The sequence below is a fragment of the Aquisalinus luteolus genome (assembly GCF_009712425.2).
Classification (GTDB): domain Bacteria; phylum Pseudomonadota; class Alphaproteobacteria; order Caulobacterales; family Parvularculaceae; genus Aquisalinus; species Aquisalinus luteolus.
In genome coordinates this window covers 1,232,528-1,250,545 of the sequence record NZ_VCJR02000001.1, presented here as the reverse complement: position 1 = coordinate 1,250,545, position 18,018 = coordinate 1,232,528, and the positions used below count along the sequence as shown (strand labels likewise).

Annotated in this window: 17 protein-coding genes; 7 read left to right on the top strand and 10 right to left on the bottom strand. The window is 59.4% G+C overall.

Going from position 1 to position 18,018, the window contains the following annotated elements; translation table 11 throughout:
• Window positions 1-9: 9 nt before the first annotated feature.
• Window positions 10-483, bottom strand: coding sequence for a hypothetical protein (locus FF098_RS05840; RefSeq protein ID WP_155138361.1), 474 nt, complete (start codon window positions 481-483; stop codon window positions 10-12).
• A gap of 50 nt (window positions 484-533) precedes the next feature.
• A complete protein-coding gene (locus FF098_RS05835; RefSeq protein WP_155138359.1) occupies window positions 534-983 on the bottom strand; it encodes a DNA polymerase III subunit chi in 450 nt (149 codons plus the stop codon).
• Between the two features lie 201 nt (window positions 984-1,184).
• Between FF098_RS05835 and FF098_RS05830 the strand changes: the two genes are divergently transcribed.
• Window positions 1,185-1,811 carry an outer membrane protein gene (locus FF098_RS05830; RefSeq protein ID WP_155138356.1) on the top strand — a complete coding sequence of 209 codons (627 nt, stop codon included), beginning with the start codon at window positions 1,185-1,187 and terminating at the stop codon, window positions 1,809-1,811.
• Window positions 1,812-1,882: 71 nt separating this feature from the next.
• On the opposite strand, the gene FF098_RS05825 is transcribed toward FF098_RS05830, so the two are convergent.
• Complete coding sequence (locus tag FF098_RS05825; RefSeq protein ID WP_155138354.1) at window positions 1,883-3,367, bottom strand: leucyl aminopeptidase; 1,485 nt, start codon at window positions 3,365-3,367, stop codon at window positions 1,883-1,885.
• Between the two features lie 201 nt (window positions 3,368-3,568).
• Between FF098_RS05825 and FF098_RS05820 the strand changes: the two genes are divergently transcribed.
• The 6 genes from FF098_RS05820 (at window position 3,569) to rsmA (ending at window position 11,653) form a co-directional block, all read left to right on the top strand.
• Window positions 3,569-4,711, top strand: coding sequence for an LptF/LptG family permease (locus FF098_RS05820; RefSeq protein WP_155138352.1), 1,143 nt, complete (start codon window positions 3,569-3,571; stop codon window positions 4,709-4,711).
• Entirely contained in the window at window positions 4,711-5,805 is a 1,095-nt protein-coding gene (gene lptG / locus FF098_RS05815; RefSeq protein WP_155138349.1) for an LPS export ABC transporter permease LptG, read from the top strand. The genes FF098_RS05820 and lptG overlap by 1 nt, the downstream gene beginning before the upstream one ends.
• Window positions 5,806-5,910: 105 nt before the next feature.
• Window positions 5,911-8,187, top strand: a complete 2,277-nt coding sequence (locus FF098_RS05810; RefSeq protein WP_166426349.1) for an LPS-assembly protein LptD — start codon at window positions 5,911-5,913, stop codon at window positions 8,185-8,187.
• A 153-nt stretch (window positions 8,188-8,340) separates the two neighbouring features.
• Window positions 8,341-9,675: a peptidylprolyl isomerase gene (locus FF098_RS05805; protein WP_166426348.1), complete on the top strand. Its 1,335-nt coding sequence runs from the start codon at window positions 8,341-8,343 to the stop codon at window positions 9,673-9,675.
• A 26-nt stretch (window positions 9,676-9,701) separates the two neighbouring features.
• Window positions 9,702-10,814: a 4-hydroxythreonine-4-phosphate dehydrogenase PdxA gene (gene pdxA / locus FF098_RS05800; RefSeq protein WP_229714519.1), complete on the top strand. Its 1,113-nt coding sequence runs from the start codon at window positions 9,702-9,704 to the stop codon at window positions 10,812-10,814.
• Window positions 10,811-11,653: a 16S rRNA (adenine(1518)-N(6)/adenine(1519)-N(6))-dimethyltransferase RsmA gene (gene rsmA / locus FF098_RS05795; protein ID WP_229714518.1), complete on the top strand. Its 843-nt coding sequence runs from the start codon at window positions 10,811-10,813 to the stop codon at window positions 11,651-11,653. Before pdxA ends, rsmA begins: the two co-directional genes overlap by 4 nt.
• Before the next feature lie 12 nt (window positions 11,654-11,665).
• Here the strand turns inward: rsmA and gmk are convergent, their stop codons facing one another.
• The 7 genes from gmk to fabD form a co-directional block, all read right to left on the bottom strand.
• On the bottom strand, window positions 11,666-12,316 hold the full coding sequence (gmk, locus tag FF098_RS05790; protein ID WP_155138342.1) for a guanylate kinase: 651 nt from the start codon (window positions 12,314-12,316) through the stop codon (window positions 11,666-11,668).
• A complete protein-coding gene (locus FF098_RS05785) occupies window positions 12,317-13,222 on the bottom strand; it encodes a YicC/YloC family endoribonuclease (RefSeq protein ID WP_155138340.1) in 906 nt (301 codons plus the stop codon).
• Complete coding sequence (gene mltG / locus FF098_RS05780; protein WP_229714517.1) at window positions 13,212-14,231, bottom strand: endolytic transglycosylase MltG; 1,020 nt, start codon at window positions 14,229-14,231, stop codon at window positions 13,212-13,214. The genes FF098_RS05785 and mltG overlap by 11 nt, the downstream gene beginning before the upstream one ends.
• Window positions 14,232-14,284: 53 nt before the next feature.
• The gene (gene fabF / locus FF098_RS05775) at window positions 14,285-15,583 is read right to left on the bottom strand and encodes a beta-ketoacyl-ACP synthase II (protein ID WP_166426419.1); all 1,299 of its coding nucleotides are present in this window, start codon (window positions 15,581-15,583) and stop codon (window positions 14,285-14,287) included.
• A gap of 152 nt (window positions 15,584-15,735) precedes the next feature.
• Window positions 15,736-15,972, bottom strand: coding sequence for an acyl carrier protein (locus tag FF098_RS05770; protein WP_155138334.1), 237 nt, complete (start codon window positions 15,970-15,972; stop codon window positions 15,736-15,738).
• A gap of 140 nt (window positions 15,973-16,112) precedes the next feature.
• Window positions 16,113-16,850, bottom strand: a complete 738-nt coding sequence (fabG, locus tag FF098_RS05765; RefSeq protein ID WP_155138332.1) for a 3-oxoacyl-[acyl-carrier-protein] reductase — start codon at window positions 16,848-16,850, stop codon at window positions 16,113-16,115.
• 22 nt (window positions 16,851-16,872) lie between these two features.
• The gene (gene fabD, locus FF098_RS05760; protein WP_155138330.1) at window positions 16,873-17,808 is read right to left on the bottom strand and encodes an ACP S-malonyltransferase; all 936 of its coding nucleotides are present in this window, start codon (window positions 17,806-17,808) and stop codon (window positions 16,873-16,875) included.
• Between the last annotated feature and the right edge of the window lie 210 nt (window positions 17,809-18,018).

Below are 18,018 nucleotides of genomic sequence, written 5' to 3'. Positions count from 1 at the left end.
GGCGGCGCGCTACGGACGGTCCATCCATTGACTTTTTGGCTCATAAGCCAGCAGGTCGAGCCGGTTGTTCATCGTCACGATGCGAAAATGCGTCGGCTCTGATGGTACGGTTTTACACCAGGATGACCCCCGAACCTCCACAAACGGATAGGGCCGGTCCTGCCCTTCATGTACCGGCATCGCCTCGTCATCCGTTTCCCATGCCGCGGGATGAGCGCCCTGCTCTACCGTGCTGAAGGCCAGCGCCTCGATGAAGTCGAATGTCAGGCGCAAGTAGTGGTCATCAGCGACAACTTCCCCGGCGCCCTGCAGGGTCCCGTGTATCGGATTGTCAGCGGCAAGGTCATCGAGATCAGGCTTTTCCAGATAGACCGCGCGCGGCAGGAGGTCGATCACCAAGGCGTCGGCCATATAGTGTAGACGCATCGTCACCAGGGGTCGCTTGATTACGCCATGCTGCGTGACCGGTACCAGTGTTTCCATATTCTACCCCCTGCTTTCGATCAGTATGCGCTCTTGAAACCGGTCAACCCCTATCCCTGCTTCTCCCACCGGCCGTTCTCGCTCTGACGCCAATAGGTCGCGTCATGCCCGGCGCCTTTGACCTTTTTCCAAAAGACCCGCGCCGCTGCAACGGCATCCTCATCGCTGCCATCAAAGATCCTGATGCAGCGTGTCAGATTTTCTATCTGGTCCGGTTCGGTTTCCGCTCCCTCAACGAGAAACAGGATATCGCGCTCCCCGCCGGTTGATTCGGTCTCCGTAATGAAAATCGGGTGGTCAGTACCGTCACCATCGGCGCCATGGGGCAGGAAACTTTCGTCCGTATAGGTCCAGAGAAAATTATTTATCGTGTCCGCCATGTCACGGGTACTTGTGGCAACGAGGACACGCCAGCCACGTTCGAGCGATTTCTCGAGCAGATCCGGCAGAATATGCTCAAGCCGCGCCCTCTCCAGATGATAAAAAAGCACTTCTGTCATTCTGGTAATGATCCCCATGCGGAATTAATATTTATCACGGATGCGAGAGGATGATTTTGCCCCTTTAAAACCACAATTCGCCCCCCACTTATCGCTTCGCTGCAGGCCACGAGGGTCGTGACCTGGCGAGACCGGACGCCATGCGGGCGACGCTATTGACGCCGGCCTTCAACACGAAATCATAATGAGGAGGGACAATAAATGTCTCTGAAAAAAATCGCACTTTCTACTTCCGTTCTGGCTGCCATCGCATTTGGCGGCTCCGCTCTTGCACAGGATAGCGGCTATTACATTCAAGGTCACGGTGGCGCGAACTTCATCGTTCAGGACGATGCCGAACTGATGATCGATGGTCTCGGTGATTTCTCCGGCAGCTACGACGCCGACACCGGCTATGTCCTCGGTGGCGCGCTCGGTAAACATTTCGGCAACGGCTTCCGCAGCGATATCGAACTGACCTATCGCTCCAACTCGATTGGTGACTTCGAAGCTGAAGGACAGACGTTCGAAGCCGATGGCGACCTTTCCTCGCTCGGTGTTTTCCTGAACGGCTATTATGACTTCGCCGTCGAGAACAGTGCTTTCGTTCCTTACATCGGCGCTGGCCTCGGCTATGTGAATGTCGATGCTGAAGACGAAAACGAAGGTGTCTTCGGTTACCAGTTCAAGGGCGGCGTTGCCCGTCCGGTTGGCGCGAGCGGCGGCCTGGTCGGCCTTGAAGCCAGCTATCTGGGCACCAGCGATGTCGAATTCGACGTCGACGGCGATACGCTCGAAGTCGACTACGGCAATACGAGCCTGCAGTTCTTCTACCGTCACGCCCTGTAATCTACCCCCCCACCCGCCTACAGGCGTGATGAAGAAAGGCCCGGGATTTTATCCCGGGCCTTTTTTATTCCTTATGCCTCGTAATTGGCGCGGATGAATTCATCCAGCAACCGCACGCCATAGCCTGTGCCGCCTTTTGGTACTATCGGCGTCTCCTTCTCAGTCCACGCCATACCGGCGATGTCGAGGTGGGCCCACGGCACGCTGTCATCGACGAACTGCTTCAGGAACGCTGCTGCCGTCGACGAACCGCCCTCGCGCCCGCCGATATTCTTCATGTCGGCGATAGGCGACTTGATCATCTCCTCATGGGCCTTGTCGACCGGCATGCGCCAGACCCGGTCACCGGTCACCTTGCCGGCGGCATCGAGCTTGGCGACCATGTCGTCATGGCGCGAGAAGACGCCCGCATATTCATGGGCAAGCGAGATGATGATCGCCCCCGTCAGGGTGGCGAGGTCGATGATTGCAGACGGCTTGAACTTCTGCTGGGCATAGGTCAGCGCGTCGGCGAGGACGAGGCGACCCTCGGCATCAGTATTCAACACCTCGATCGTCTTGCCGGACATGGAAGTCAGTACATCGCCCGGGCGGATTGCATTGCCGTCAGGCATGTTTTCGACGAGACCGAGAATACCGATGACATTGGCCTTGGCCTTGCGCCCGGCGAGCGCCGCCATGGCCCCTGTCACCGCACCGGCACCACCCATATCCCATTTCATGTCGCCCATGCCCGGTCCCGGCTTCAGCGAGATGCCGCCAGTATCGAAGCACACGCCCTTGCCGACGAAGCAGACCGGTGCCTGTGATTTCGGGCCGCCCATCCATTTCATGATGGCGAGCTTGCTCTCTTTGACCGAGCCCTGTCCGACACCGAGCAGCGAGCCCATGCCGAGCTTCTTCATCTGCGCTTCGCCGAGCACTTCGACCTTCACGCCAAGGCTTTCCAGTTCCTTGCAGCGCTGGGCGAAGCTCTCGGGGTAGAGAATGTTGGCCGGCTCTGAAACAAGATCACGAGTGAGGAAGATGCCGTCCGCGATTTTCTCCAGATCGGCAAAGGCGGATTTCACTGCAGCGGATTTGGCACTGTGGAAGGCAATCTTCGTCAGGGCCGGCAATTCGGATTTTTCCGCCGTGGTGCGGTATTTGTCGAAGGAATAGCTGCGCAGGCGCGCACCGAAAGCGACGCGGGCGGCAAGGCCGGCATCATCATCGGCGAACCCGTCGAGGGCAAAGACCAGTGCCTTTTCGCCGTCGCGCAGATATTTAGCAACTACACGGCCACCGAGGGCCTCAGCGGCAAGCAGGTCCAGTTCACCGCGCTTGCCGGCACCGATGAGGCAGACCGCGGAATTGTCGAGACCTTTCGGGCTCGGGATCTCCAGCAATTGCCCGGCCTTGCCTGAAAAATCCCGCGCTTTCGTCGCGCGGGTCAGCGCGCCATCCGTCTTGCCGTCCAGATCGGTAAAAACTGCTGGCGGCTTGCCGTCGGCAAAGACTGGCACGACAATGATGCCGGCTTTCGGCAGGGCGGCCTTTGAGAAAGTGATGTTCATTGAATACTCCCTTTTGAGTGGTGCGTGTAACACGGGGAAATGGTCGGATGAGATTGATATGTCTCAATTTTTCGTAAGGTACAATTTCCTGTAAGGTATGATGTGGCTTTCTTTGCCTTCAAGATCAAATATGCTAGCGAACAGGAGGGGATAGGCGTTATGTGCGTCATCTGTCCGCATAACGGCTCTTAAGGAACACTCGTGTCACAACTCGACCGATATCTCTTTTCGCAGAGTATCAAGCCATTGATGCTGATCACCCTGTGCGTGACCGCGATCGTGTGGCTGACACAGATCCTGCAACGCGTCGACCTGATGGTCGAGGATGGCGGCACGCTTAGCGCCTTTCTCAAGGTAACGGTTCTGATCATCCCCAACCTGCTTGCGGTGATCACGCCCTTCACCCTTTTCGCGGCAGCGCTCTTCATTCTCAACCGGCTGAAGGGCGACAGCGAGATGGCGGTGATGTCGGCTTCCGGCGCGAGTACCTTTCGCGTCGCCCGCCCCCTCCTCGCCCTCGCCGCTCTCGGCACGGCGTTCAGCTTCTACCTCAATCTCGACCTGATGCCGCGCAGCTATCGTGTGCTGAAGGATACGGTCCAGAGCGTTCGCAGCGACATAGCCAAATCCCTGATCCGCGCCGGTGAATTCACCACCGTCGTCGATGGCCTGATGGTCTATGCGGAGGAAGTGCGCCCCGGCGGGCAATATCTCGGCATGCTGATCTATGACGAGCGCAACCCGAATCGCCCGACCACCTATATGGCTGAGGCTGGCCTGTACCGGAACACCGTTTTCGGGCCGCGCCTGCATCTGGCACGCGGCAATTTCCAGACGCCCGACAACAGCGGCAAGGTCAATGTCACCGGCTTCACGGAAACCGCCGTCGACCTGACCCAGTATCAGCAGTCCGGCGGGCCCGGCTATCGTGAGCCCACGGAGCGATACATTTCCGAACTGCTATATCCGGACATGAGCGTTCCCTACGACATCCAGGAGGAAGGCGTCCTGAAGGCCGAAGGGCATGCAAGGCTGTCCAGCCCGTTCTATAATATCCTCTTCGTGCTCATCGCCATGCTGGCGCTGATCAAGGGCCCGTTCAACCGGAACGGCTATTCGCGGCGCATCCTCTATGCGTCTGGCATTGCCATTTTCCTACGTGTCATCGGGTTCACTCTCGAGAACGCGGCCGCAAGCGCACCGGTCATGAATATCGTACAATATGTGCTGCCGATCGGCGGCAGCATCATCTGCCTGGCGATTCTTGTCGGCCTGCCCCGTTTCGGTCTGCGCACCTCGAAGCGCAACCTGACCAACAGGATCTACCTGAGGAGAGCGAACTGATGCCCAGATTTACGCTCTACCGCTATCTCAGCCTGCGCACGCTGACCGGTGTTCTCGGCCTGCTGATCATCCTCGCCTCCATGACCATCCTGATAGACATGATCGAGAGCCTGCGTGAGGTCGAGAGAATCCAGAATGCCGGCATCGGCTTTGCCGCCCAGCTGACCCTGTTGCGTGCGCCGAAACTGGTGCTGACGACCATGCCCTTCATTTTCCTGTTCGGATCGATGTGGGCTTTCTACCAGCTCAACAAGCGCTCTGAAGTCGCGGTGATGCGCTCCGCAGGCCTTTCCATCTGGGGCATTATCCTGCCATCGGCGATCCTGGCGATCGTGACCGGCATCGCCGTGCTGACCTTTGCCGACCCTGCTGCATCGCGCATGTCCAGCCAGGCAGAAACGATCAAGAACGAGATTCGCGGCAAGAGCGCGAACCTGATCCGTGAACTGAATGGCGGCATCTGGTTGCGCCAGCGCAATGATGACCAGACGCTGATCCTGCATGCGTCCAGCTATGATGCAGACAACAATTTGCTGCGCGATGTCGTTCTGTGGAAGCAGACCCTCGAGGGGGTCTTCCTTGAGCGCTGGGATGCAGAAACAGCCGAAATCCAGGACAAGCGTTACGTTCTGAACGATGCGCGCCTGCGCACCCTCGAGGGGCAGGACCGGCAGGTGCGCGAGACCCAGATCGTCGAATCGCAGTTCTCGATCGACGACCTGCGAGAAGACATCGCCAAGCCCGAGACCATGTCCATCTGGGCGCTGCCGCGGTTTATCGAGCTCGCCCGCGATGCCGGCCTGCCGACGGTGAAATACGAATTGCGCTATCATGACCTGCTGGCGCTGCCGATAAAGCTGCTGGCGATGGTGCTCATCGCCGCGTCTTTTTCCATGAAGCCGGTTCGCTCCGGAGGCACGGTCAGGCTCGTTCTGTGGGGCATTGCGGCGGGCTTCCTGCTATTCATCTCCGCCGAGATTTCCAATGCTACAGCCGAAGCGCGGCTGGTTCCGGTTGTTCTCGCCGCCTGGGCACCCGTTTTCATAGCAGGGCTGCTGGCGCTGACTTTCCTGTTCAACACGGAAGACGGCTGATACCGCGTAATAAATTGGACTGTTGCTGCGATGCATTATAAGTTTGGGGCTAAGAGTATGGCTTTTTCTACAGGCCTTGTGAAAGGGCGCAGAGGGGGATCACTGTTGCAGATTTCACGTAAAGCGTTACTGGCGGGACTGGCTGGTGGCATGGCCATCACGGCGGTTTCCCATGCCCAGCTTGCCCCCTCCGGGGAAGAGGAACGTGTCGTGTTCGAGGCGGACATCGTCACGCGCCAGAGCACGGACAGCCCCGTCATCGCCGAGGGTAACGTAAAGGCCTATTACGGCGAGCGCTTCATCACCTCTGATCGTATCGTCTATGACCCGGCGACGGATATCGTCACGGCCATTGGCAACGTCGCCATCACCGAGGCGGACGGCCAGACCTATTTTGCCGATGATCTCGTGCTGACCGGCGACATGGCCGATGGCGTGGTGAATAACTTCTCCGCGCTGCTGGAAGATGATTCGCGGCTTGCCAGTGCGACGCTGGTCAAGGAAGGCGACCAGCGCAACATCCTCAATCGTGCCGTCTACACCGGCTGCGATGTCTGTAAGGAAGACGGATCACCCAAGACCCCGTCATGGCAGGTAAAGGCGCTGAAGGTCGTTCAGGATAAGGAAGAGCAGGTCATCCGCTTCCGCAATGCCTTTTTCGAGGTCAAAGGCGTACCCATTCTGTATACGCCCTACATGCAGATCCCCGATCCGTCGGTCAAACGCCAGAGCGGCCTGCTGGCCCCATCCTTCGGCTCCACGACCACGCAGGGTGCCTATCTGGAGATTCCATATTATTGGGCGATATCTGATTATCAGGACTTCACCTTCTCGCCGAAATTCATGGAGGATCAGGGTGTCCTTCTGCAGGGCGAATACCGCATCAATAACTGGCGCGGCGGCACGACGATGCAGGCCGGCATCATCAACGCGAACGAGGACAGCGAGTATTTCATCTCCGGGCGCGCATCCGGCAACACACCGGGCACCCGTTTCCACTTCTTCGGCAAGGGCTATCAGAATTATGCCGAAAACTGGCGTGCCAGCTATGATGCCAGCTATGTCTCGGACAAACGCTATTTACGGACCTATGATATCAGCAGGCGCGGCGAGCTGGCAAAGGATGCCGAGCTTTTTAGGCCCGACCGCCTGAACAGCGAGTTCAAGCTGCAGCGACGTACGGATACCTCCCTGTTTGCCGTTGAGGGGCTGGCTTTCCAGTCCCTGCGCAACAACGAGGATAACTCATATGCAGCCCAGGGCCTGCCTCGTATCCGGTATGACGGTGTTTTCGATACGCCGGGGATCGGCGGGCAAACGACCCTGAGTGGCCAGTTCCTGTCGCTTTACCGCGAGAACGGCCTCGATTCCTACATGACCAATGTGTCGGCAGATTGGGAGCGCCGCTTTACCACGTCAAACGGTCACCTGTTCAGGGTCTTTGGCGAGTTGCGGGGCGATATCCACAATTATCAGGACCTGGAAGCGGGCAATGAAGTCTGCAACATGACCAATCTGAGTCTTGCCGCCTATCAGCAGTGCATCGATACATTTCCGATCCCCGAGGACGAGGATGGCACGACCGTCGGGCGATTCCTGCCGACAGCTGGCGTCGAGTGGTCCTACCCGCTCGCCAAGCAGACAAGCAATGCAACTTATATCATCGAGCCGCGGGTCCAGCTGATCGCCAGCCCGGAGGCTGACTATATCGATGAAATCCTCAACGAGGACAGCCAGTATTACGAGTTCGATACGACAACGCTGTTCACCGAGAACAAGTCGGCCGGCTATGATATCTGGGAAGACGGCCAACGCGCCAATATCGGCCTGTCTGCTGCCGCCGTTTTCAATAATGGCCTGTCCGTCAACGGGGAAATCGGCCAGCAATTCCGTAGCGAGGAAAGCTCGGTCTATTCGGCTTACGGGCTGCAGACGGGCCTCGGCGACACCCAGTCCGATATCGTCGGCTCCTTCGGGGTATCGTGGAAAAACTACATCAACCTGGATAACTCGTTCCGTCTCGACAAGGATGACGGCACGGTTCGCCGCGCCGAAACTCAGTTGAGCGGTGCCTATTGGCGTTTCAGCGGCTCGGCGAGCTATCTGAAGGTGCAGCAACCTGACCTTACCGGCCTGAACCAGGAAGAAGAGTTCGTGAACGCAGCCCTGACCTACAATGTTACGGATCAATGGGCAGTATCGGCGAGCGCGATCCGCGATATCACGGCCGATGAGAACACCAGGGAACAGCTGGCCCTTATCTATTCGGACGAGTGCACACGCATTATCCTGGCCTATCGCAACGATCCGCGTCGGGATCTCGGATTCGACTTCGACAAATCGATCTCGATCAAGGTTGAACTGCTCGGCATCAGCAACTGATCCACGATCAGGCCATATTGATGCCTTGGTTAACAGCGATGATGTCAGAAGGCATGTTTACACGAAGCATACGGCAATTTAGCTTGTGAAATGCCGATATAACGTTATCGTCTCGAGCCAAAAGGGCGGGAGATGAAAGGGTCTGTTTGTTTCATGATCAAGAGTTCGCAGTTGAAGAAATCCGGTCTGTTCAGCGGTGCGGCGAGTGCGCTGGCACTGATGTGCGCGGGCCTGTCGCTGCCTGCCATGGCACAGAACGAGAGCCAACAAGCCCAGCAGCAACCGCAGATCCAGGCGCTGGAATCAGTGGCTGCCGTTGTTAACGACAATGTCATTTCGACCTTCGACCTGCGCCAGCGCATCCAGCTGATCGCGCTGACATCAGGCGGCCGCATTCCCGAATCGGCAATGGCTCAGGTTCAGGCCAAGGCGCTGCAGGACCTTATCGAGGAACAACTGAAACTGGCAGAGGCCGAGTCCATCGATTTCGATGTTGATCCGGGTGAAGTCGAGCAGGAACTGGCTGCCATCGCCGCGAACTCCGGCAATTCCGTCCAGCAACTTGAGCAGGAGCTGAACGCGGTCGGCATCTCCATCGACACGCTGCGCCGTCAGATCCGCACCCGGCTGGTATGGCAGCAGCTGGTTGCCGGGCGGTATTCAAGCCGCGTACGCATTTCCGATTCTGAAATCGACGCCGTCATGACCCGTCTTCGCGAGGAAAGCCAGGACGAGCAATATCTCGTTTCCGAAATCTGCCTGCCGGTGCGCGAGAATTTCACAACGGCCCAGATCGAACAGGCCGGTATGCAAATCATCCAGCAGATGCAGCAGGGAACGCCGTTCGAGGCGATGGCCCGCCAGTTTTCGGTCTGCTCCTCTGCTGCCAATGGCGGCGATCTCGGCTGGCTGAGGGCCGGCGAGATGGAACCGGAGCTGGGCAATGTGGTGCGCCAGATGGATGCAGGCAATGTCTCTCGCCCCATCGCCCTTGATGGCACGGTCCGCATCCTCGCCGTGCGCGAAACCCGCGAAGCGGCACAGCAGGGCGTGAAATCCTACGAAGTTGGCTATGTCAGCGCCCCGGCCAGTATGAGCCGCGAGGAAGTGGCTGAGGTCTCCGCCAAACTTCCCCAGACCAATATCTGTGCCGGCGATGCGCTCAGCATGGATCTGGGCAAGGGCATCGATTTTGAACTGTTGCCGATGATCCCGGCCAGCCGGATGCAGGAACCCTTCCGGGCACCGGTAGAACAGCTGGACCGCAATGAAGTGACAGAGCCGATCCGCTCTGGCGATTCCTGGCACGCCATCATGCTGTGTGCCAAGGATGACGGTCTCGGCCTGCCGTCCCGTGCCCAGATCGAAGACCGACTGTTCGCACAGGAACTCGAGCTGATCGGCAGGCGCTATCTTCGCGATGTCGAACGGGATTCGTCTGTGCAGATCCTGCTCGGCAATGAGGGGGCCCAGAACCAGAACGGCTAAGGCCAAACGGTTGAAGGCGCATACTTTTGGAAAAAGACACGGCAGGCAAGCCCCTACCCCTCGCCCTTACCATGGGCGAGCCGGCAGGCATTGGCCTCGAAATCACGCTGAAGGCATGGCACCACTTCGCCACCAGCTACACACCCGGATCGCACCATTTCTTCCTGGTCGACGATCCGGTCCGCGTGGCAAAGGCGTTGCGCCAGCTTGGCTCGCCAATCCGCATATCCACGATCGGTGACCCGGCTGAGGCCGACGACGCCTTCAGGAAAACCCTGCCGGTCCTGCCACTGGACATGGAGCCCCTGCCCGCAGACACAGCCACTGTCTTCGGCAAGCCCGACACGTCCACGGCGCAGGCGGTGATCACGTCGATAAGGCAGGCGGTGGAACTGGCACTGGAGGGTAAGGTGGCAGGCCTTGTCACCAACCCGATACAGAAGAAGACCCTGATCGACAGCGGCTTTTCCTTTCCAGGGCATACGGAATATCTTGGCGAGCTGACAAAGGATGTCGCCCTGCCAGGCCAGGGTCTCGTACGCGGTCCGGTCATGCTGCTGGCTGGTGATACGCTGCGTGTGGCACCTATTACGGTGCACACACCTTTGGCGAAAGTACCCGAGGAGCTGACGACGCAGCGCATCGCCGATGTCGCCATTGTCGTGGCGCAGTCGCTGGTGCGTGATTTCGGCGTGTCAAAGCCACGACTTGCCGTCAGCGGGCTGAACCCCCATGCGGGCGAAGGCGGCGCGCTCGGGCTGGAAGACGATCATGTCATCGCCCCGGCCATTGCCTGGCTGCGCCAGCATGGCGTAGACGCCTTCGGCCCCCTGCCTGCAGACACGATGTTCCACGAGGAAGCGCGGGCCCAGTATCACGCCGCGATCACCATGTATCACGATCAAGGCCTGATCCCGGTAAAGACGATCGCATTTCACTCGGCGTCCAACATCACACTCGGACTACCGATCATCCGTACGTCGCCGGACCATGGCACCGGCCTCGACATCGCCGGGCGAAACATTGCCCGGCCCGACAGCCTGATCGCCTCGATCCGCATGGCGAACCTGATGGCTGCCCGGCGGCAGGCCTATGATGCCGCATTGACCAGTAGGCCTGACGGCGGAGGTACCTCGTGAGCGAGTATCCGGGTTCGGCCCTGCCGCCCTTGCGTGACGTCATCGAACAGCACGAGCTTGGCGCGAAAAAGGCGCTTGGCCAGCACTTCCTGCTCGATCTGAACATCACCCGAAAGATCGCCAGGCTTAGCGGTCTCTCTCAAAGCGAGACGGTTGTCGAGATCGGTCCCGGACCCGGTGGACTGACACGGGCGCTGCTCGAAACCGGCGCCGACATGATCGCCATAGAGCGCGACCGGCGCTGCATCGGCGCGCTGGAAGAATTGAAACCCCATTATGCCGGCAAGCTGCTGTTGATAGAGGATGATGCGCTGGCCGCCGACGAGCCGGCCCTGCTCGCGCTGAACGGCGTGCGCGGCACGGTGCGCCTCGCCTCAAACCTGCCCTATAATATCTCCACCGAGTTGTTGATCAAATGGCTGAAGGCGAGCCCCCGCTGGTGGACGTCGATGACGCTGATGTTCCAGAAGGAAGTCGGCGACCGCATCCTCGCACAGCCGGGGTCGAAGACCTATGGCCGACTGTCGGTCATCTCGCAGGCGATGTCGAAACCGGAAAAGGGTTTCGTGCTGCCCGCCCGCGCCTTCACCCCGCCGCCGAAGATCGATTCGATCGTCCTCAACTTTACGCCGAACCCGGACATTTCAGTCGATCCGCTGGTGCTGGAAAAGATCACCGCTGCCGCATTTTCCCAGCGCCGCAAGATGCTGCGCTCATCGCTGAAGGCGATCTTTGGCAGTGACGTCGAGGCGAAGCTGGAGGAAGCGGGTATTCCGTCAACGCGTCGAGCGGAGGACGTGCCGGTCAGAGGTTACGTGAAGCTCTGCGAACTGGTCTGAGACGGCCGGACCCTAGTCCTCACCCTCGATAATTGCCTTGACCTTGGCGCCCAGTCCGATCTGGCGGGTGCGTTTCAATCGCTCTGCGACAAGGATCGACTGCAGAAGGGCCTCGGATTCATCGAGCTCGTAGTTCAGCACGACATAATCATATTCCGCCCAGTGAGAGATTTCGCTGTCGGCCTTGGCCATCCGTGCGGCAACGACCTCGGCGGAGTCCTGCGCGCGCTTGTGCAGGCGCCGCTCAAGCTCGTCACGCGATGGCGGCAGGATGAACACCTTGACGAGATCGTCACGAGCGATCTCGCCGAGCTGCTGGGCGCCCTGCCAGTCGATGTCGAACAGCACATCCTTGCCGGAGGATAACGCCTCCTCGACTTGCGCCTTCGGCGTGCCGTAGTAGTTGTCGAATACCTTGGCTGATTCCAGGAACGCGCCATCCTTGCGCATGCTGAGGAATTTGTCCTCGTCGATGAAATGATAGTCGACACCGTCAGTCTCGCCCGGTCGTGGCTTGCGTGTCGTTGCCGAAACCGACAGCGACAAGTCCGGATCTGCCTGCAGCAGCCGGTTGCACAGCGTCGTCTTGCCGGCCCCTGACGGGCTGGAAACGACGAACATGAGCCCCCGGCGGGGGATGCGATTGACGGCAGGACTTTTCATTTACTCGACATTCTGGATCTGTTCGCGCATCTGGTCGATGACGGTTTTCAGTTCGAGGCCGACCTGTTTCAGCTCGATGGTCTGGGCCTTGGAACACAGCGTGTTGGCCTCGCGGTTGAACTCTTGCACGAGGAAATCGAACTTGCGCCCGATCGGCCCACCCTGGCTCATGAGCTGGCGAGCCGACGTGATATGAGACTTCAATCGATCCAGTTCCTCGCGCACATCGGCCTTGACGGCCAGCAGGGCGATTTCCTGCGCCAGCCGCTCCTCAGGCAAATTGTCCGCCTGCAAATCCTTCAGCTGGTCTTTCAGACGCTGGCGGATCGTCTCGGTGCTCTGGCCTGCAATGTCTGCGGCCTGCGCGGTCAGCGTTTCAATCGTGCCGACATGGCCGTCGAGCACTTCGGCGAGCCGGGCGCCTTCTTCGCCCCGCGCCGCGACCAGCGCTTCCAGTGCCGCCTGGAAGCTCGTCGTGATCTCGACGCCAAGGGCGGCAGCGTCATCGTCGCCGAGAGTCTTTTCCTCGGTGACGAGCACGCCTTTCAGCGCCAGCAAGCCATCGGCAGTTGGCGGTGCGCAATCGGTCAGATTGCTGACCTTTTCCGCCGCTTCGATAATTGCAGCGAGGGCATCCTCGTCCAGGCGAGGGCGCGCCTCCGGCTGGTCGGACTGCAACTGAAGGTTCAGCATGACCGAGCCACGGTTGATCAGTGTCGGCACCAGCGCCCGCAAGTCAGCCTCGAGGAAATCCAGCATGGATGGCAAGCGCAGCTTCACGTCGAGACCGCGATTATTGAGGCTGCGGCATTCCCACACCCAGCGCCAGGACTGCTCACCCTGCTGGTGCGCGCCATCGACACGGGCAAAGCCGGTCATGCTGTTCAGGCTGTTCTTATTGGGCATTGGCGCGTTCCCGCTCGATCCGCCGCCATTTCGCGACATTGGCATTGTGTTCGGCGAGGGTCGAGGCAAAGGCGTGCCCGCCCGTCCCATCGGCAACGAAAAAGATATAATCCGTGTCAGCCGGGTTCAGCACCGCAGCGATAGACGCTCGGCCCGGATTGGCAATCGGCGTCGGCGGCAAGCCGCGAATGACATAGGTGTTGTAGGGTGTCTCGCCACGCAGTTCCGACTGGCGGATACCACGGCCAAGCGGTTCACCGCCGGTCAGGCCATAGATGATGGTCGGGTCGGATTCCAGCCGCATGCCGCGCCTCAGGCGGTTGACGAAAACGGACGCGACCAACGGGCGCTCTGCCGCTACGGCGGTTTCCTTCTCGACGATTGAGGCAAGGATCACCGCTTCTTCCTTGGTCTCGAAGGGCAGGTCTTCTGCCCTCGTCTCCCAGAGGAGATCGAGCACTTCGTCATGGGCATCCATCATCCGCTGGATGAGTTCGTCGCGCGTGTCGCCGCGAGGAAAGGCATAGGTTTCCGGCAACAGGTCGCCCTCGGCGGGCGCCAGGGTGACCTCGCCCTCCAGCACATCATTGCCGTTGATCAGTGCCATGATCATGTTGGTTGTCAGACCTTCCGGAAAGGTGATCAGGTGCATGTAAATCTTGCCGGAGACGATAGTGTCGACGATGTCGAGCACGCTCGCGCCCGCGGGGATCTCGAACTCACCGGCGCGCAGGCGCGTATCGGCCGAACGCACCTTAGTGGCTATAAGGAAGTACTCCTCGCGCTTGATAGCGCCTTCCTCGACCAGCATCGCTGCGATGTCCGTCACGCCCATGCCCGGCTTGACCCAGATGACGCTATCGTCGGCAAGCGGCCCGTCAGAGGAAATTTCCTTCTGGATGTAATAGGCCAAGGCCGCGATAGCCGCGATCGCGATCAGCGCCAGGATGAATATGGTGCGGATGGCCGCGCCGATGGCCCCGCCCCGCTGGGCCTGTCGGCGTTTCACTGAATTCGGTTTTCCGGTCATGTCCCTGGCGCGTTGCCCCCGCGTTAAACGACTCACACCCTGCGGAAGATAACAGATGCGTTCGTACCGCCAAAGCCAAAGGAGTTTGACAGGACGGCATTGATTTCCTTCTCGACCTTGGCATTGGCGGCAAGGTTGATCGGCGTATCGACAGACGGATTGTCCAGGTTGATCGTCGGCGGGGCGACATTGTCGCGCATGGCGAGGATCGAGAAGATCGCCTCGATCGCACCGGCCGCACCAAGCAGGTGGCCCGTGGCGGATTTGGTCGAGGACATGACGAGGCCATCGGCATCATCGGCGAACAGGCGCTCGACGGCGCGCAGCTCGATCTCATCGCCTTTTGGTGTCGAGGTGCCATGGGCGTTGACGTAATCGATATCAGACGTGGTCATGCCGGCCCGCTCCAGCGCCATCTTCATGGCGCGGTAACCGCCGTCGCCATTCTCCGCTGGCGCGGTGATGTGATAGGCATCGCCGGACAGGCCGTAGCCGACGATCTCGCCATAGATCTTGGCGCCGCGTGCCTTTGCATGCTCGTACTCTTCGAGAATGACAATGCCTGAGCCCTCGCCCATCAGGAAGCCGTCGCGGTCGCGATCATAGGGGCGCGAGGCTTTCTTGGGCGTGTCGTTGAAACCGGTCGTCAGCGCCTTGCAGGCGGTGAACCCGGCAATGCCGAGGCGGCAGACCGGCGCTTCGGCACCGCCCGCGACCATGATGTCAGCATCGCCGAACTGGATCAGCCGGGCCGCATCGCCAATGGCGTGCACGCCCGTGGCGCAGGCCGTGACGACAGAATGATTCGGACCTTTGAGCCCATGGCGGATGGAGACCTGGCCGGAGACGAGGTTGATCAGGCTGCCCGGAATAAAGAACGGGGAGACACGGCGCGGGCCTTTCTCATGCAACGCAATCGTGGTGCTCTCGATCAGGTTGAGCCCCCCGATACCCGAGCCGATCATGGCACCGGCGCGTTCCTTCTCGGCATCGGTCTTCAGCTCGATCCCTGCATCTTCCAGCGCCATGTCGGTCGCCGCGAGACCATAGACGATGAAATCGTCGATTCGACGGCGCTCCTTCGCGTCGACCCAGTCATCGGGGTTGAAAGTCAACTCGCCGGCATCGGCTTCACCGCCGCCATTGCCATTGGCCTGCGGGATTTCCGCTGCGATCTTGCACGGCAGGTCGGAGACGTCGAATTTCTCGATCCGGTTGGCACCGGCCTCGCCATTGAGGATCCGCTGCCAGACACCATCGATGCCCTTGCCTTTTACCCCTGAACCCAGCGGGGTAACCAGCCCCAGACCAGTGACCACGACACGTCTCAGCATAAATCCTCCGGCTTGTTTCCGGCCAATAAACAGGACCGGCGCGGCTGCGTCACCTTAAACCGGTGCGCCCGCAAAGAAAAAGCCACCATGAATGTCCCTGTGGCGGGAGGTCATGATGGCTTTCGAACTCTCATCGGTCGGTGGCGACCTTAAGCGTTGTTCTTTTCAATATAAGCAATGGCGTCGCCGACGGTCTGGATCGTTTCGGCGGCATCGTCCGGAATTTCAATATCGAATTCTTCTTCAAACGCCATGACCAGCTCGACAATATCGAGGCTGTCTGCGCCCAGATCGTCGATGAAGCTCGCCTTGGGCTCGACCTTTGCAGCGTCGACATCAAGGTGTTCAACGGTGATCTTCTTAACGCGTTCAGCGATATCGGACATTCTTTGCTCCTTCTTTTGAGTATCACACTGCCGGACACCCAGCGGTTTATTCTATTAACGCCCGGACTGTTCCTGCAGTTCGTAACCGACAATTGCGCGATAGGGCAAATTGTTTTCGAAAGCAACCGAAACAAAATGCACTAGATCATTACCATACCGCCATTAACGTGAATGGTCTGGCCGGTAACGTAGCCTGCTTCCTCCGACGACAGATAGACGACGGCGGAAGCAATATCCTCTGGTGAGCCCATCTTGCCGGCTGGAATCTTGCCGTAAATGGCTTCTTTTTGCTGGTCATTCAGCGCATCGGTCATCGCGGTGGCGATAAAGCCCGGGGCGACGCAGTTCACGGTGATCCCGCGGGTCGCCATCTCCTGTGCCAGCGATTTCGACATGCCGATCATGCCCGCCTTGGAGGCAGCGTAATTGGCCTGGCCGGCATTGCCCATGACGCCAACGACCGAGGTGATGCCGATGATTCGGCCGAATCGCTTCTTGGCCATACCGCGCAGGCAGGCCTTGGCCAAGCGGTGATAAGCCGTCAGGTTGATGCGCAGGACATCGTCCCACTCCTCTTCCTTCATGCGCATGAACAGCTGGTCGCGGGTGACACCAGCGTTCGACACCATGATATCGAGCGAGCCCATCGCCTCGCTCGCCTGTCCCGGCAACGCATCGACGGCTTCAAGGTCAGAAAGGTTGCAAGGCAGCACATGCACACGCTCACCAAGCTCCTTTTCCAGTCCTTCAAGCTTTTCGGCTCGCGTGCCGGAGATGGCGATGGTCGCGCCTTGAGCGTGAAGCGCCTTGGCAATGGAGCCACCAATGCCTCCCGTAGCACCTGTAACCAGAGCTGTTTTTCCAGTCAGATCAAACATTTATAGCGCCTTCCTCAAGCTCTTAAAGTGACTTGTATTTCTCGATATCGTCCGGTCCGCCGATGGAAATAGCGTCCGCGTCGCTGGCGATTCGCTTGACGAGACCCGCCAGCACCTTGCCAGTGCCGATCTCGATAAACTGGTCGACGCCCTCGCTGCGCATGCGGGTAACGCTCTCGGTCCAGCGTACGCGGCCCGTAACCTGTTTGACCAGTAGCTCGCGGATGGCGTCCGCATCGACAGTCGGCTCGGTCGTGACATTGGCGATGACGGGGATGGCCGGCGCCTTGATGTCAGCATTCTGGAGAGCCTCTGCCATACGCTCGGCGGCGGGAGCCATCAACGTGGAATGAAATGGCGCGGAGACAGGTAGCGGCAGGACGCGCTTGGCCCCTTTCGCCTTCAATGCGTCGGCAGCGGCCTCGACTGCAGGCTTTTGACCGGAAATGACGACCTGGCCCGGTGCGTTGTCGTTGGCGATTTCGCAGACACCGTCTGACGCCAGCCCGGCGAGTACGCCCTCTACATCGTCAAGGCTCAAGCCCAAGACAGCGGCCATGGCGCCTTCGCCAACCGGTACGGCAGCTTGCATCGCCTCGCCCCGGATTCGCAGGAGGCGCGCTGTATCGGCAAGGCTGAGCGCGTCAGCAGCGCACAGGGCAGAATATTCACCAAGGGAGTGCCCGGCAACGCAGGCGGCATCCTCGATCTCGAGGTCCGCTTCGCTCTGCAGCACCCGGAACACGGCAATGGAATGGGCCATCAGGGCGGGCTGGGTATTGGCGGTGAGCGTCAACTCGTCGGCGGGACCTTCCCACATGATCCGGGAGAGTTTCTGGCCAAGGGCCTCATCAACTTCCTCGAACACATGCTTTGCGACCGAAAAGCTGTCAGCAAGATCCTTGCCCATACCAACCGACTGGGACCCCTGTCCGGGGAAAATGAATGCCTTTGCCATAATCGATTCCTTCCTCATGGGTCTTAGGACTGCCCGGCTGAAGGTGCAAGCGCCGAGGCAATGTCAGCCTTTATCACATGATGATGCGAAGCGCGCGCACCGCCGCAACAGCGAAAGCCAAGTGACTGTTTCAATGTGTTTTTCAGTGATCGGTACCGGCACGAAAACCTGCGCTCAAAAGGCCATCAGGCCTCGTCAGCGGAGAATTTC

Excerpts from the sequence above, each read along its gene's own strand:
- FF098_RS05840 (WP_155138361.1), bottom strand. The coding sequence starts at position 483 with ATGGAAACACTGGTACCGGTCACGCAGCATGGCGTAATCAAGCGACCC.
- FF098_RS05835 (WP_155138359.1), bottom strand. The coding sequence starts at position 983 with ATGACAGAAGTGCTTTTTTATCATCTGGAGAGGGCGCGGCTTGAGCAT.
- FF098_RS05830 (WP_155138356.1), top strand. The coding sequence starts at position 1,185 with ATGTCTCTGAAAAAAATCGCACTTTCTACTTCCGTTCTGGCTGCCATC.
- FF098_RS05825 (WP_155138354.1), bottom strand. The coding sequence starts at position 3,367 with ATGAACATCACTTTCTCAAAGGCCGCCCTGCCGAAAGCCGGCATCATT.
- lptG (WP_155138349.1), top strand. The coding sequence starts at position 4,711 with ATGCCCAGATTTACGCTCTACCGCTATCTCAGCCTGCGCACGCTGACC.
- FF098_RS05805 (WP_166426348.1), top strand. The coding sequence starts at position 8,341 with ATGATCAAGAGTTCGCAGTTGAAGAAATCCGGTCTGTTCAGCGGTGCG.
- gmk (WP_155138342.1), bottom strand. The coding sequence starts at position 12,316 with ATGAAAAGTCCTGCCGTCAATCGCATCCCCCGCCGGGGGCTCATGTTC.
- FF098_RS05785 (WP_155138340.1), bottom strand. The coding sequence starts at position 13,222 with ATGCCCAATAAGAACAGCCTGAACAGCATGACCGGCTTTGCCCGTGTC.
- FF098_RS05770 (WP_155138334.1), bottom strand. The coding sequence starts at position 15,972 with ATGTCCGATATCGCTGAACGCGTTAAGAAGATCACCGTTGAACACCTT.
- fabG (WP_155138332.1), bottom strand. The coding sequence starts at position 16,850 with ATGTTTGATCTGACTGGAAAAACAGCTCTGGTTACAGGTGCTACGGGA.
- fabD (WP_155138330.1), bottom strand. The coding sequence starts at position 17,808 with ATGGCAAAGGCATTCATTTTCCCCGGACAGGGGTCCCAGTCGGTTGGT.